The following is a 14562-nucleotide window of genomic DNA, read 5'->3' on the forward strand; positions in this document are numbered from 1 at the left end:
ACGATGCAGCGTAGCTGCTGTTCGTCCGTCCGGGCCAAATGAGATGATCTAAGCGTAGCGGAGATAACGCTATTTTTCAACAAAGGGAATTTCGGGGCACCTTCATGCCGAGCCTGATGCGTTGGTGGACCGATAGTGGTCCGGCGTCCGTCCGTAAGTTCCCACTCGCCAAATCCATTCGAGCGGCCCCAAAGGAAAACGGTTCAACCACATGATGCTGAAGAGCACCTGCACCATCAAAATCTCGATCGCCAGCATCGCCAGGATCAAATAGTATGCTTGATGGCTCAATCCCAAAACCTTGTCCAGCGTCAAAATGATTATCGTCTGCACCATATAATGGGTCAGCGCCATCCTGCCCAGCCTGTTCAAAGGCATAAGCCATTTTTGTATGAACGGAAACTGCAGGAGAAGGGTTAACGTGGAGACGTAAAACACGTCTTCCGCCAGTCCGCCCACAGTCATCGCCAAATCCGGCATGCCTGTGAGATCCATTATCTCCAACTGTGCCCATAAACCGGCGGGAATCAGTAGCAGCGAAACCGTCTGCACCGCGATCCATCGCTTTCGATGAAAGGCTACCGTTTCGAAGATTCGGGATTGGCCGGCCCACAGGCCCAGCACGAACATGCTGAGAATCATCCCGATCGAGCCTGTCCAGAAATAGGTGAGCAACAGCAACAGAGCAATCAAGAAATTTATCCAAGGCTTCAGCTTGTACAAAGGCAGCAGGAGAAAACCGAGAATTGCATACGGCAGCAGCGCTTCCCCCGGTTGGAAATGGTGGTGTACGAAGCCGAAGATCATCAGAATCATCAGCCTGCGCGCAAATAGGATGTAAGCCCTATCCCCACGTGTCTTGGCACGGGATATGAACAGATAGAAGCCCGCGCCGAACAGAAAGCTGAAAATCGTAAAGAATCTCCCATAAACCGCCATATCAATGAAGAGTAGCAGTTTGCGTTCCATGACGCTCCAGAATCCCATCTGCGGCGGTATGGGGACGTAAGGGATCATTTGGAGAATATTGATGAAAAGGATGCCGACAAGCGCAAAGCCGCGCAAATAGTCGAGTATATCGATTCTTTTCATCTTACACCATCACCCTTTTCAGCTTTTGTATATACCGCGAGCTGACCAGCGCAAAGTACACGGCTTGAACGATCAAAAAGGCGGCCGAAGCGATCAGCACCGGCTGATTGACATCATCGAGGTCGAAGCCCTCGCGAACCCGGTTCAACACGACCAACGTCTGAATCGCCGAGACCAGAATGGGAATGAAGAACAGCATCGCGATTTGAATCACGGAGGATTTGCCCATTTCGACGTCCCGAAGCCCGATTTTGGACATGGAGGTGTACATCCGCTGATCCTGCCTCAGCTCCGAATGGAGCTTGAAATACAGAAAGCTCGCCGAGCATACCGACAGGAGCGATGCGATAAAAATACCGACAAAACTCATCATGGAGACGGACTGCTCGTGGTTGGCATACGTTCCGCCACGGACCATCATCAAGTTCGAGGATTGCCCGGTCGACATCCGGTCGTAACCCCACTGCTCCAGCTCCAGACCGACCCGATATTCCTCATTTTTTCTTTCCGGTGCCTTTTTTCCCGTCCAGGAAGGTACCATGAATATGTGCGCCGTCTGTTTCCAAAAGCTTTTCGATTCCGGAATTTGCCTGATCAGCTCGTTATACAGCTCCCGGCTTACGATCAACATACTCGTGCCCGGTACCGGAGATACTTCCTGCTTCGTACGGATTTCGTTCATGATTTCAAGGTTTGCGGACGGGTCGTTCAGCTTCACCGCGGTATGAGGGCTCCACCCTGGATTGTTTGCCGCTTGTTTATCCGTCTGCACCAGTACCGTTTGTTCGCCTTTCAGATCGCCCGCCTGTTTCAGGCCAAGCGCATTCGCTATGCGCTGATAGCTGTCCGCCGGCATGACAGAAACGTCAAGCTTGCTACCCAAAGCCTGGGCGCGGTAGGATTCGGTCAAGAATGTCTGATAAGCAATACCCTTCTCGTCCAACTTTTGCCGAACAAGCTTCAATTCGTCCTCGGCTTGGTCCGGCTGATTCACGAAATACCGGATCGGGTACGGATCTTCCAGGTACACGTTCTGGCTTCGCACGTTCACCGACATGATAAAAGCGACGGCCATGCAGCAGATCGAAGTGACGACCGTCACCATGAACAGGATCTGGGCATTGTCCTTGATTTTATAAGCCATTTCCGATATCCAGATCAGATTCGTGCCTCTCCACGTCAGCTTCCGGCTTCGTTTCAGCAAGCGAAATGCCAGCACCGTAATTTGCGTGAAAAAGAAATACGTACCGGCAATGCCCGTTACGGCGGCAGTCATCAGACTCTTATCGATTTCGAAATACCCGGCTGCCAGAAGGGCAATACCAAGCAGCGATATCCATATAGAGGCCTTCGGCTCTTTTTTCGGTTTGCTCGAACCTTTCAGCAGCTCTAACACCCGGTTGCGGTTGATGAAAAACAGCGTGAAGGCGGAAATGACAATAAACAGCAGCGCAAAGGAGCCGACGGTTAACAAGAGCGCCTTGACAGGAACATATAACCCGAGCTGCTCGATACCGATCATACGCGCGCTGAGCGCCAAAAACAGCTTGGACAGCAGCAATCCCGAAAGCAGACCCGTGAGGATGGCGAGCAAGCCGATGATCATATTTTCGACGAACACCAGCCTACCCAGCTGCCCCTGGGTCGCTCCCAGAATCGTCAGTATCCCGAACTCCTTGTTTCTTGCCTTCAAAAACGATCCGATGGAATACAGTACGAACAAAAACGCGAAAACAAAAATGATATATTCCATGACCTGCATCACCATCTGCACGTTTGCTCCAAGGTCGGTCCGGTTGATATCCGGATGAAAGATGAACAGCGCATAAGTGAAAAACACCATCACCATAAAGCTGCTGCTTAAGAAATAAGCGAAGTAGGCACGAGCGTTACGCCGTACGTTATTAAACGCGAACTGTCGAAAGCTCATGCGCATGACCTCCCAAATACGACAGCATATCGATGATTTTCTGAAAAAATGCCTGCCGGCTGTCACCCCTGCGTATTTCGCCGGAAAGCGCCCCGTCCTTGATGAACACGACGCGATGACAGTAGCTTGCAGCCACCGCGTCATGCGTAACGAGCATCATGGTGACTCCGTCTGCCTCATTCAGGCTTTCCAGCGTCTCCATGACCGTTCGCGAAGATTGGGAATCCAGTGCTCCCGTCGGCTCGTCGGCCAACAGTAAGGACGGCTCCGGAATGATCGCGCGTGCGATGGCGGCTCGCTGTCTTTGTCCCCCGGAAATTTCATATACGCGTTTGTTCAAAATATCCTTAATGCCGAGTCGGCCGGCAATTCGCTCCAGCCTTTCCTCCATGCTCCGCAGGCTCTGCTTGTCGAGCGTCAGCGGCAGCACGATATTTTCGGCGACCGTGAGCGTGTCGAGCAGATTGAAATCTTGGAACACGAATCCTAGCTCCCTCCTGCGGAATAAGGCCAGTTCCTTCTTCTTCAGCGCATGCGGATTGCTCCCGTTGATCGTCACGGTTCCGGAGCTCGGAGGATCGATGGTAGATACCATATTCAGCAGCGTTGTTTTGCCGCTGCCCGACGGTCCCATGATGCCGACGAACTCCCCTTTTTGAATCGAAAGTCCGATGTCCGTTAACGCTCGGGTGGTCACTTTGCCCGAGTATACCTTGCTAAGACCAGTGACTTTCAAGATTTCTGTCATATGAACTCTCCTCCTAAGATGGCTCTCTCTATGTACTCCACTTTATAGCACAGCCCCGCGGTACACTATGGATTCTCCTTACCCGAACCTTAAACATTTGTAAGGTTTTGTTCGCCCCTGCTTCGAAATGAATATTTCCTGAAATGGCAAAAGAACGCTGCGTGGTCCGCAGCGCCGTTTTACCTCTACTATCTGTCAAAAACAAATCGCACTGTCGTACCTTCCCCCTGTTCGGATTCGATCTCGACCAGATGTCCCAGCTTATGGCTGACTTCTCGGACGAGATACAGTCCCATCCCGGTGGATTCATGGTAATGCCTTCCCTGGTTGCCTGTAAAATAAGGATCAAATACCCTTCCTAAATCCTCTTTCGCAATGCCGATTCCTTCATCCCGGATTTCCAGCCGTGTCTTCGAATTCTGATTCCATGCTTTGAATATGACCTTTTTGCCCGTTTCGGCTGAATATTTCACCGCGTTATCCATCACTTGTCCAAGCATGAACTCAAGCCATTTGGCATCGGTGATGACGATCAGATCAAAAGGGATATCCATTTCGGGGTACACGCCTTTTCGGATAAACCACTGCCGGTTATCGGCGATGGATTTCTCCACCGCATCAAGCAGCGGGACCCCCTCCACCTTGAAATCCTGCTCGAACTTGTCCAACCTCGAAGTATATAAGGCCATTTCAAGGCCTTTCTTCAGCCGGTCGATTTCCTCCTGCAGCCCGTCTGCAGCCGGATCATCGAGATCCATATCCTGCAGCGAAAGCTGAATGACGGATACCGGCGTCTTCATGTGATGCACCCAGCGGTTAATGAATGCCGCATGGTTGTCCAGCTTCTGCTGCGTATCATAAAGGCCGCTTCTATAAAGCTGAAACTGGGCACGCAGCAAATCGCTCACCGCCTCAGCCAGCGGCGCTTCGTCAAGCTCATTCAGCGATTGATCCATTTGGCCCAGCGGTCGATCCAGTCTGGCATACATTTTTTTGTGACGGTAGAATCGATAAATGAGATACATTCCTAGAATAACCAAGCTCAATAGCGCGCCATAGGATGCATCGGAGAAGGAGTGCCGCTCATCCGCAAGCAAGTACCACAGCCCAACTAACATGAGTTGAAGCACATAAAACAGGATCAGCGGCAGCTGCTCTTTCAGAAAAAGCTTCATGTCTCTAATACTCCCTCCAGGCGAAGCTTGTAGCCTGCTCCCCGAACGGTTTCGATCGAATCTTCCATGCCGAGATCCTTTAACTTTTTGCGGATTCGGGTGATATAGACGTTGAGCGTATTGTCATCAATGAAATGCCGATCCTCCCACATGAGATCGAGCAGCCTTCCCCTGCTGACAATACGGTTTGCCTTCTTCATCAAAGCTTCAACGAGGACGGCTTCTTTTTGCGTCAATTCAGCACCGCCTTGTTTATACGTCAGCATAAAGCGCTCCGGATAAAGCACCAGCCCCGATGCCTCTACCGTTCGTTCCTCCGTCTTGGCAGAATAAGAGCCATAAGCCCTTCGTAAATGACTGCGGATCTTTGCCACCACGACATCGTAATGAAAAGGCTTGGTGATATAATCGTCCGCACCGTTTTCCAGCGCCATGACCTGATCCATCTCGCTTTCCCTCGCAGAAATGAACAGGATCGGGCAGATGGAATGCGACCGGATCTTTCGACACCAATAGAACCCGTCAAACATCGGCAAATTCACGTCCAGCAGTACGAGATCCGGCTTTGCTTCCCTAAATTCATCCATGACATGGTGAAAATCCACGACGGCCCTTGCCGTGTAGCCGTATTTCTCGATATGCGATTTCAGGAGCCCTGCAATTTTGGCATCATCTTCAATGATCAATATTCGGATTGATTCCAGTTTCCTCATCTCCATTCCCACCGCATTTGCGGATTGTATTTTCTCTCATATCCATTTGTTGCGGCGATTCATATGATATATAAATTTTTCCTAACTCATCCTCTGAAACAACTTCGGCGGCTGTAAAAGCCGATCCCTGTAACAGAGATCCGGACACAGCGGCAAAGGAGATGACAGCATGGCTAATTTCAAAGTTTTCAACCGATCGACACGTCCTTTGTATACGCAAAACGTGAATACTTACGCTTCACCCGTGATCGGCACAGAGGCAGGTTCGGGCGCCGCCTCGGCGGGAGAATCCTTTATGCTCACCTCGGGCAGCGTCAGCGTTCCGGCTTCGCAAAGCCTACTGCTGCAAATCAGCAACCCTTCAGGAAGCGGGAAATCGGTTCATGTCTCCCGAATATCGGGTGGTGCTACAGCCGCTGCAGCAGTCAACGTGTATTCCGGCGGTACGATTACCGGTGGAACAACGCCTACGCCTCAGAATAATTTGTTCGGCAGCAGCATAGCCTCCGTCGTAGCTGCCCGTCAAAATAACGGCACGCTTGGAGGTACCCCCATTCTCTATTTGAACTTGCCGATTACGACAGGAATATATTCAATCAACTTGGACGGCTCGCTGATCGTTCCGCCCGGACAGACGCTGACGGTTACGCTTGGGACTGGAGCATTAACGGCTTCCGTCAATTTGACCTGGTGGGAAGCTTAAATGAAAGAACGTGATGATACCGAACCTGTGAGGAGGGGACCGCATGCCCAATGATTATGTGTTCGACGACCCCAACCAGCCCGTGTACACCAACCTGACCAACACTTACACTTCTCCAGGGATCGTTGCTCCACCGGAGACAAACGCCGGCGCGACGGGAAATCTGTATGTCGTGAATGCAAGTAACTCCACAACGCTCGGCCTCCTCGGGGGGAGCGTTATAATAACCATTCAAGTCTCCAATCCGGCCGGAAGCGGCAAAACGCTCTATGTCTCAAGGGAAACGGGCGGCGTGAACGTCGCACTGAATCTGCTCTCGTCCTTCAGCGGTAATTTAACGCTAACCAAGGGCGGCACACTGACTTCACCGACGACGTTAACTCCCGTGAACAGTAATTTTGGAAGTACCCGTACGAGCGTGATGACCGCACGCTCTTCGACCGCGGCGCCAACGGGCGGAACTACCTTTACAGCGTTCCTCTTCAGGCGGGGCCATTCCTCTATAACGAAAATGGACGGTACGTGGTTCCCCCAGGTCAGACATTCACAATGACCGTCAGCGCGTCACTGACCGTAGCGGGTCTTGTCGGAACCTCCGCAGATCTCGTATGGTGGGAAGCCTAGACTCGGCCAATAAGATCGATTTGTTATTACCTGCTGACAGTTTGCGGCAGAGGCTGCCAGCCCGTCAACCAAGCCTGGGCCGTTCGAATCAGCTTTTGTGCCGCAGGCGTGCTGCTCTGCGAAGGATTGAGCGCAATTCCTAAATTCCGGCAGCTGTGATCCTCGAGTTCAAGCGCCGCGACTGTATTCGTTCTTCCCTGTATGATCATTTCCGGCAGGATGCTGATGCCAAGACCGTTTTCGACCATGGCGATGATGGCATAATCATCCGCAGCCTGAAATGAAACGGGTGGCTTGATATTGCCCTTCTTCAACACCCGTCTGACATCGTAATCGCTGCCTTCCTTCGGCATGATGAACGGTTCTTGCGCAATTTGACTGTATTGGATAGAGGGATGACCTGACAAAGGATGTCCCGGCGGCATGATGCAAAGCATCCGGTCCTGTCTGAGCGGAATGATATGAAATGAATCCATCGTCGGCAGCGAGACGAATCCAAAATCGATTTCTCCTTTAAGCAGCCATTCCTCGATCTCATGATAATCCCCTTCAAACAACCGGACTTCAATATTCGGATGCTCGCTGAGGAACTGACGGATTATCCCGGGCAGCCAGTGGACGGAAATACTGGTGAAGGTTCCGATCCGGATCGTTCCCACCTCAATGCCGCTGATTAACGCCGCCTCCTGTTTGAGCTGCTCCTGCACCAGCAGTATATCCCGTATGTATTTCAGCATGCGTTCTCCGTTATCAGTCAGTTTTACGCCGGAACGGCTGCGGCTCAGAAGCGTAAATCCGAATTCCGTTTCCAGGCTGTGAATGGCATGACTGACACCGGACTGCGTTAAACCGAGCACTTCCGCGGCTTTGGTTAAACTGCCCAGCTCGACAACCCGCTGTATTATTTCGTATTTAATCAGACTCATGAATCTTCACTCCGTCTCACAAACTTGTTCGTTCAGAACCATTAATTTTTCTCATGCTAATAATGATAAACATTCAATTTTCTTATCCTAAAATACCACTTATACTGATTCAGGCACAATATGAAATTGACTTCATGATGTAAAGGCTGGAACATATTCGATGAAACAATATAAGGCAGATTTAATCATTCTTATGGTGACCTTCTTCTGGGGATCCTCTTATTTATTCATGAAAGTCGGTTTGAACTCACTGGAGCCGTTTAACTTGATCGCACTTCGCTTCGGCGTGGCATTTATTGCGGCAGGCTCACTATTTTTCAAGAGAATCCTCCTTGCAGACCGTAAAAGCATACTCTACTCGCTGTTCCTTGGATTGCTGCTGTTCGGCGTCTTCGCCTCCATTATGCTCGGGCTGCGCGGCACCTCGACCTCCAACGCCGGTTTCCTGATGAGCCTGACGGTGATCTTTGTGCCGGTCTTGTCGGCCTTGTTCATGAAAACCAAACCGGACAAGCGCCTTGTCGCAGGCATACTCCTTGCGATGACCGGGATCGGTATGCTTACCTTGAAGCCTCATGCCACGCTGCAATCCGGCGATGCCTGGTGTATTCTCGCTGCGCTTCTGTTTGCCTTGCATATTATCATGACCGGCAAAGCCGCGAAAAACACCGATTCACTGAACGTCGGTATTCTTCAGCTGGGATTTGCCGCTTCTTTCGGCCTGATCTTTTCCTTGCTGTTCGAGTCGCCCAAATTACCGGGAAGCACTTCAGGCTGGATCGCCGTACTTGCTCTTGGCATCGTGTGCAGCGCAATCGGTTTCGTTCTCCAGGCCATCGCGCAGCAGTATACCACACCAACCCATACCGGCCTGATTTTCGCGCTGGAGCCGGTTGTCGCGGCCGTGTTCAGCATTGTTTTTTTGCATGAATCGCTGACAATTCAGGGATATTTCGGTGCGGCCATGGTGCTGCTTGGCGTAGCGCTATCAGAGCTGGATGCGAGAAAGCTGTTCGGCTTCCGGAAGATGGCCCGGGGCTCTTCGTATACATAGCGGCACATCATTGTTCGTTCATAAAAAAGAGCAGCCCGGAATATTCCGGGCTGCTCTTTTCTTATTTTCTCAAACCGTATTTCTTCAGCAAACTTTTCATATCCGCATTAATCGCCTGTACATCCGGGCCGGCTGCCGGTTTATCCGATAGTCCGTAAGCCTGTTTCAGCTTCAGAATCGCATAAACCCGGTTGTTCAGCACATCCTCAGAAATGGAGCCGTCTTTAACGGCTGCGGTTAACGCCGCAATCGCTTGCTTCTCTTTATCGTAATCATGTCCGACCAGGATGATGTTACCTCCGGCAAGAATGGCGCTCACCGAAGCTTTTCCGATCTCATAATTTTGCTCAATGGCACCCATCGTCATATCATCCGAGATCACCACGCCTTGATAACCCAATTCATTGCGCAGCAAGTCTGTGATGATCTTTTTCGAGAAGGATGCCGGATAATCCGGGTCGATCTTCGGCATAAGTAGATGAGCGATCATGACGACCTCCGCTTTATGTTGGATCGCATCCTTAAAAGGAACGAGTTCCAGCTTGCGCAGGCGGGAAAGATCATGATTCACGACCGGAAGCGAGGTGTGGGAATCGACGGAGGTGTCTCCATGGCCGGGGAAATGCTTGATGACCGGAACGACCTTCTGTGCCCGGATGCCTTCCATCGTGGCGATCCCCATTCTGCTGACCAGATCGGCCTTGTTGCCGAATGACCGGTCTCCGATAACCGGATTGTCCGGATTACTATTAATATCCAGTACTGGAGCAAAGTCCATGTTAAGGCCAAATCCTGACAACTCATGACCAAGCGTCTGCCCGATTCCGCCTGACAGTTCCGTGCTATCCTTCTGTCCGATAGCCTTCATCGCAGGTATTTTCACAAAATCGGCAGGCATGCGGGATACGCGCCCTCCCTCTTCATCGACGCTCATCCAGAGCGGCACGGGGTTGGATTTATTAACCGCCTTGAGATCATTGAACAACTGGAGTGCCTGCTTGGTGCTCTCAATGTTGTTTTTATAGAAAATAAATCCGCCGACATGATATTTCTCGATCAATTCCCTCGTCGCATCGCTGCTCTTGACCCCATCCATACCGACAAGAACCAGCTGCCCGATCTTCTCCTCCGTCGTGAGCTTGTTCAGCTGTTCCAGCGCCGGATCATTAGGCACTTTATTCACATCCTCCGGCTGCGTTTCCTGATTACCGGATGGCGTATTGGGCTCATTGGTATTCGAGGAACCCTGCGTATCTTGGCTCCCGGATTGATTCGATGCATTTCCCGTCCCCGGCTTGGCCGAATCCGTTCCTCCCCCGCATCCGGCGGTTAACATTCCGGCAAGCATCAGGGTCATGCCGAGCTGCCATATCCTCTTCATGTTCATGCTCCTTTCTCTTCCCGAGAGTCTGCAGTATTCACTCTTCTTGCCCTTCTTGGTCCGTTTCGGGTTGTTTCTTTGAAGGGTTCTTGTGCATCAGATTTCGCCGGGTCGCAAGCGTCGTGCCCGGAGGTACCTGTATCAAATGGCTTTTGGATATGCCAATACGCTGCGAGGTGTAAATGCCGCTGTATCCCGAAAATAGATAGCTGATAAGGCAGGCGATAAACATATAAACCGCTCCGCTCGAACCGAACAATTCGATCCCCATCAAAAAACAGGCTATCGGCGTATGCGTCGCCCCGCAAAACACCGCAATAAAACCAAGCGCGGCCAAAAATGGACCATATAAATGGAAAACATCCGCCAGCGTGTGCCCGAGAGTCGCGCCGATCGCAAACAACGGCGTGACTTCGCCGCCCTGAAACCCTGCTCCTAGTGTAACCGAAGTCAAGATCAGCTTCCATAGGAAAGCAAAATCAGGAACATACTGACTTAAGGCGTCCGAAATCAGCGGGATGCTGAGACCCAAATATTCGCGGGAGCCAATGACAAATACCAGGCCGATGACAATCAAGCCGCCTACTGCACTCTTCAGGGCGGGATGATGGAACCACCGCGTAAACAGCTTTTTCAGCGCATGCGTTAGCTCACTGAAGCAAATGCTTGCCAGCGCAAACAGAAGCGACGCAGCCGTTACCTTGAGAAGCACCGAGAAGCTGAGAGCTGGTGCTATCATTTGCGGGTATTGGACATGCGACACACCCCACAGCTTCGTCGTGATCAAATGACCGACAAAGCTGGCCGTAAAGCAGGGAATCAATGCCTCGTACTGAATGAGGCCAATGGCGATGACTTCCAAACCGAAGAGGGTTCCCGCAAGCGGGGTTCCGAACACCGAGCCGAAGCCGCCGCTAATGCCGCACATCAGCAGAATCTTGCGGTCTGCTGCACCGGCCTTGATCCAAAGGCCGAAGCGTTCCGCCAGGCTCCCTCCCATTTGTACTGCGGTTCCTTCGCGCCCGGCTGAACCTCCGAACAAATGCGTGATCAGCGTGCCGAATAACACCAGCGGAGCCATTCGCAGCGGAATAGCCTCATTTCCGTTATGGATCTGTTCCAGGATCAAATTGTTGCCTTTGGAGCTGTTCTTGCCCACTTTCCAATACAAATAGCTGACCAAAGCCCCGCCCAGCGGAAGAAAATACAGCAGCCAGGGATGCTCCAGCCGGGTATCTGTCACGAATTCCAGCGCGATCAGGAAGATGGCCGAAGCCGACCCGCTCAAAATCCCTACAACGCCTCCCAGCCAGATCCATTTAAAGAAACTGCGAAACAATGCTGCATGACTCAGATTCGAAAGCTTTTGGATATTCGGAAATTTATTCTGATTCATCAATTCAGTTATGCCCCTTTTCCTCAACGATATGTAAAAGAATACGGCGCACGCTTGGCAGGAGCACTGAAAACAAAACAGACTCCTACCAGTGTGTGATTCTTTCACTGGTAGGAGTCATCAGCCTTGCGGCGGTTATGGCGAACTCCATCGCCTCGTTACCATGATTTGCTGTTTACATTGTATACGAGTGCATCGGATTTCGTCAACTGCAGTGTACCGTTTATCATGTCCTGATGGTCGTCCGGCCCGCTTCTATGAAGCAAAGATCCCCCACCAGATTTTAATCGCGGTCGCGGCGATCAGTACGGCAAGTCCAACCCTTAAATATTTTACGTTCAAATGGCGGCTGACACGGGTGCCAAACGGAGCGCCCATGACGCTCCCGATAACCGTAAAGAGCGTTGGCAGCAGCGGGATTCCCCCGCCAATCAGCTTGCCCGATACCCCGCCGATTGCGGAAATGAACACAATCGCAAGCGAGGAAGCAACGGTTACCCGGGTCGGAATTTGCAGCACGGTCAGCATGATGGGAATCAGAATGAACGATCCGCCTGCACCCACAATACCCGATACAATGCCGACCATTAGAGCCGCAACCGAGGCAATCACCGGCTGAAAGGTGATGGATTGAAGCTCGACATGTTCCCGGCTTCCGCGGTTTGGAATCAGCATCATGATTACGGCAATCACCGCCAATACCCCGTACACGATGTTGATCGTGTCGCTCGGCAAATACCTTGAACTGACGCTGCCCGCCAAGCTGCCGACCAGGATGCTGCCCCCCATATTGGTAATCAGTCCTTTATGCATCAAGGGCTTTTCGGTTTTGCTCTGCTTCTTGAATGCAAGGATACCTGCAAGCGAGGAAAAGAAAACCTGGAACATGCTGATGGCCGCCACCTCTTTGGCCGTGAAGCTTCCCGCATGAAGGAGCCCGGGAACGTACAGCAGCAGAGGATAGTTGATAATCGCTCCTCCAATGCCGAGAAGACCGGAAAAGAAGGAGCCGACCAGGCCGATGAGAAACATGATGATGTAGCCTGCTGCATCCACGTTCGTAACACCTCCCTGCTGGTCACAATTTCGAATAAACTTCATCCAGAACACTATACTAATGAAACCATACGCGTTATAATATATCCAAGTAATTCAATGTGAATAGGATGGTGATTTGAATTGCTTCATAAAATTAGACGTCTTTTTCAAGACCGTTGCCCGGATTGCTCTGAAAAACTGCAGGCGACTACCGATCACCTTCGCTGTATCAAGAGCTGTCCCAACGAGCATTATACCGAGGAAACCTACTGCCATCTCAATATAAGAATCGTGTATCACAATTAGAGGTCATCCAAGAAAGATTGAAAACCGCAAACACTCCGGTGCAACGGAGTGTTTGTTTTTTCGTCATCAGCTTATTTTTTCTTAATCCAAAACGTATATGTGCCTTCTTCCGCCTTACTGTCAACCAACTGATGTCCGGTCGAGTTCGCCCAGCCGGTCATATCTTTTTGCGAGCCTTTGTCGGTTGTCTGTACTTCGAGAATTTGTCCGGACTCCAGCTCCTCTATGGCTTTCTTCGTTCTGACGATTGGCATCGGGCAGGCAAGTCCCTTGGCGTCCAATACTTTATCTGCGTTCATGGAAATCCCCTCCTTAGTTGTCATGTACGGCGCAGCGGTTAGGACCGATTTCCATTTCACGCTGCTCCTCTTCGTCCGGGTTGATTTTACCCATGTTGGTTTGCCTGATTTCCTGATAAGCATTCGGCTGCGGAGGCAGGTTCTCCGTCACGGTCTTCCGGAAATCGGTTTCGTCTTTTATATTCAGGCCCGGGTTCGTACTGAACAGATCCCCTAGTTTAGCCCACACCTTGCCCTGTACATCCAGCTCGTTTACTTTGCCGAAATGGGCTGGCAGCACGATCAGGTGCTCCGGCAGGCCGCCGTAAAGCTCATACAGCGAATTCCGCAGATCGCTGACCCAATCCTCCGCCTTTCCGGCAAGATCCGGCCGGCCGATGGAAGCTATAAATAATATATCTCCCGTAAGCAAATACTGATCATCAATCAGGAAGGACGTGCTTCCAATCGTATGGCCCGGTGTATATATCGGATGGACGTTCACGTTCCCAGTTCCGATTCGGATATCTCCGTTTTCCACAAGCTCGTTATAAGGATAAGTGACTTCGTCAGCATCTTTGGGCGGCAGCCAGTAAGCAGCTCCGGTCACATTAGACAACTCACGTCCGCCTGAAATATGGTCGGCATGCAGATGGGTATCCAGGACATGCTTGATCTGTACGTCACGCGCTTGTGCAAAATCAAGATAAGGCTGGATCATACGCGCCGAATCGATCACCACGGCCTCACCGTCAGAAACAACCATATAAGAGAGGCAGCCTTTGCCGATTCTAACGAACTGGTAAACCTCTCCGCCGCTCATGAGATCGCCGATTTTTACAGGCTCCAAATGCTCGCTCCAGAGCTTCATGCCCCCTTCGAGGTAGTATACATTTTCGCGTCCGGCTTCGGCAATCTGTTCCCCGATAAACTGGGATGACCCTTCTTTGGCGCAGACGACCAGGAGACGCTTATGATCCGGAATTTGCTCCAATGCAGGCTCGATCCCATCGAGCAAATCGAAATAAGGAATGTTGATGATTTCAATCTTTTCGCCTTCGATTTTCCAATCGTTAAATTCCGTTTCATTACGAACATCCAGGATGAACAATTCCTCATGTCCGGCGACGATTTGTGTCAGCTCATGCGGCGTCATTCTGGTGATCGTTGTTGGTTTCGTCTCTTCTGACATGATTTT

At 51.1% G+C, this 14562-nt stretch carries 14 protein-coding genes and 1 riboswitch; of the genes, 3 read left to right on the forward strand and 11 right to left on the reverse strand.

What is annotated here, in order from left to right:
* Window positions 1-102 precede the first annotated feature (102 nt).
* From PCH05_RS09595 to PCH05_RS09615, 5 genes are all read right to left on the reverse strand, one after another.
* Window positions 103-1092, reverse strand: a complete 990-nt coding sequence (locus PCH05_RS09595; protein ID WP_127602160.1) for a DUF418 domain-containing protein — start codon at window positions 1090-1092, stop codon at window positions 103-105.
* 1 nt (window position 1093) lies between these two features.
* Entirely contained in the window at window positions 1094-3022 is a 1929-nt protein-coding gene (locus PCH05_RS09600) for an FtsX-like permease family protein (protein WP_164766601.1), read from the reverse strand.
* Window positions 2997-3770 carry an ABC transporter ATP-binding protein gene (locus tag PCH05_RS09605; RefSeq protein WP_127602162.1) on the reverse strand — a complete coding sequence of 258 codons (774 nt, stop codon included), beginning with the start codon at window positions 3768-3770 and terminating at the stop codon, window positions 2997-2999. Before PCH05_RS09605 ends, PCH05_RS09600 begins: the two co-directional genes overlap by 26 nt.
* A gap of 188 nt (window positions 3771-3958) precedes the next feature.
* The gene (locus tag PCH05_RS09610; RefSeq protein ID WP_127602163.1) at window positions 3959-4945 is read right to left on the reverse strand and encodes a sensor histidine kinase; all 987 of its coding nucleotides are present in this window, start codon (window positions 4943-4945) and stop codon (window positions 3959-3961) included.
* On the reverse strand, window positions 4942-5658 hold the full coding sequence (locus tag PCH05_RS09615; RefSeq protein WP_127602164.1) for a response regulator transcription factor: 717 nt from the start codon (window positions 5656-5658) through the stop codon (window positions 4942-4944). Before PCH05_RS09615 ends, PCH05_RS09610 begins: the two co-directional genes overlap by 4 nt.
* A 169-nt stretch (window positions 5659-5827) precedes the next feature.
* Here PCH05_RS09615 and PCH05_RS09620 point away from each other — a divergent pair, with 169 nt between their 5' ends.
* Window positions 5828-6361 carry a hypothetical protein gene (locus PCH05_RS09620; protein ID WP_127602165.1) on the forward strand — a complete coding sequence of 178 codons (534 nt, stop codon included), beginning with the start codon at window positions 5828-5830 and terminating at the stop codon, window positions 6359-6361.
* A 43-nt stretch (window positions 6362-6404) separates the two neighbouring features.
* Window positions 6405-6914, forward strand: coding sequence for a hypothetical protein (locus PCH05_RS09625; protein WP_246049434.1), 510 nt, complete (start codon window positions 6405-6407; stop codon window positions 6912-6914).
* 97 nt (window positions 6915-7011) lie between these two features.
* Here the strand turns inward: PCH05_RS09625 and PCH05_RS09630 are convergent, their stop codons facing one another.
* A complete protein-coding gene (locus PCH05_RS09630; RefSeq protein WP_127602166.1) occupies window positions 7012-7911 on the reverse strand; it encodes a LysR family transcriptional regulator in 900 nt (299 codons plus the stop codon).
* Between the two features lie 160 nt (window positions 7912-8071).
* Between PCH05_RS09630 and PCH05_RS09635 the strand changes: the two genes are divergently transcribed.
* Complete coding sequence (locus PCH05_RS09635; RefSeq protein WP_127602167.1) at window positions 8072-8965, forward strand: DMT family transporter; 894 nt, start codon at window positions 8072-8074, stop codon at window positions 8963-8965.
* Between the two features lie 61 nt (window positions 8966-9026).
* Here the strand turns inward: PCH05_RS09635 and nagZ are convergent, their stop codons facing one another.
* The 5 genes from nagZ to PCH05_RS09660 form a co-directional block, all read right to left on the reverse strand.
* A complete protein-coding gene (gene nagZ, locus PCH05_RS09640; RefSeq protein ID WP_246049435.1) occupies window positions 9027-10346 on the reverse strand; it encodes a beta-N-acetylhexosaminidase in 1320 nt (439 codons plus the stop codon).
* Window positions 10347-10383: 37 nt separating this feature from the next.
* Window positions 10384-11742 (reverse strand): voltage-gated chloride channel family protein, encoded by a 1359-nt coding sequence (locus tag PCH05_RS09645; RefSeq protein WP_127602168.1) that lies wholly within the window; start codon window positions 11740-11742, stop codon window positions 10384-10386.
* 104 nt (window positions 11743-11846) lie between these two features.
* Window positions 11847-11906, reverse strand: a riboswitch (Fluoride riboswitch).
* A gap of 91 nt (window positions 11907-11997) precedes the next feature.
* Entirely contained in the window at window positions 11998-12798 is an 801-nt protein-coding gene (locus PCH05_RS09650) for a sulfite exporter TauE/SafE family protein (protein ID WP_371860535.1), read from the reverse strand.
* A gap of 359 nt (window positions 12799-13157) precedes the next feature.
* Window positions 13158-13385, reverse strand: a complete 228-nt coding sequence (locus PCH05_RS09655) for a sulfurtransferase TusA family protein (protein ID WP_127602170.1) — start codon at window positions 13383-13385, stop codon at window positions 13158-13160.
* 13 nt (window positions 13386-13398) lie between these two features.
* Window positions 13399-14556, reverse strand: coding sequence for an MBL fold metallo-hydrolase (locus PCH05_RS09660; RefSeq protein WP_127602171.1), 1158 nt, complete (start codon window positions 14554-14556; stop codon window positions 13399-13401).
* Window positions 14557-14562: the final 6 nt, after the last annotated feature.

The organism is Paenibacillus chibensis, assembly GCF_004001045.1.
In the GTDB taxonomy this organism is placed as follows: Bacteria; Bacillota; Bacilli; order Paenibacillales; family Paenibacillaceae; genus Paenibacillus_AQ; species Paenibacillus_AQ chibensis.

Coding starts and splice junctions, on each gene's coding strand:
- PCH05_RS09615 (WP_127602164.1), bottom strand. CDS start 5,658: ATGAGGAAACTGGAATCAATCCGAATATTGATCATTGAAGATGATGCC.
- PCH05_RS09630 (WP_127602166.1), bottom strand. CDS start 7,911: ATGAGTCTGATTAAATACGAAATAATACAGCGGGTTGTCGAGCTGGGC.
- nagZ (WP_246049435.1), bottom strand. CDS start 10,346: ATGAAGAGGATATGGCAGCTCGGCATGACCCTGATGCTTGCCGGAATG.
- PCH05_RS09625 (WP_246049434.1), top strand. CDS start 6,405: ATGCCCAATGATTATGTGTTCGACGACCCCAACCAGCCCGTGTACACC.
- PCH05_RS09645 (WP_127602168.1), bottom strand. CDS start 11,742: ATGAATCAGAATAAATTTCCGAATATCCAAAAGCTTTCGAATCTGAGT.
- PCH05_RS09600 (WP_164766601.1), bottom strand. CDS start 3,022: ATGAGCTTTCGACAGTTCGCGTTTAATAACGTACGGCGTAACGCTCGT.
- PCH05_RS09605 (WP_127602162.1), bottom strand. CDS start 3,770: ATGACAGAAATCTTGAAAGTCACTGGTCTTAGCAAGGTATACTCGGGC.
- PCH05_RS09655 (WP_127602170.1), bottom strand. CDS start 13,385: ATGAACGCAGATAAAGTATTGGACGCCAAGGGACTTGCCTGCCCGATG.
- PCH05_RS09610 (WP_127602163.1), bottom strand. CDS start 4,945: ATGAAGCTTTTTCTGAAAGAGCAGCTGCCGCTGATCCTGTTTTATGTG.
- PCH05_RS09635 (WP_127602167.1), top strand. CDS start 8,072: ATGAAACAATATAAGGCAGATTTAATCATTCTTATGGTGACCTTCTTC.
- PCH05_RS09620 (WP_127602165.1), top strand. CDS start 5,828: ATGGCTAATTTCAAAGTTTTCAACCGATCGACACGTCCTTTGTATACG.
- PCH05_RS09595 (WP_127602160.1), bottom strand. CDS start 1,092: ATGAAAAGAATCGATATACTCGACTATTTGCGCGGCTTTGCGCTTGTC.
- PCH05_RS09660 (WP_127602171.1), bottom strand. CDS start 14,556: ATGTCAGAAGAGACGAAACCAACAACGATCACCAGAATGACGCCGCAT.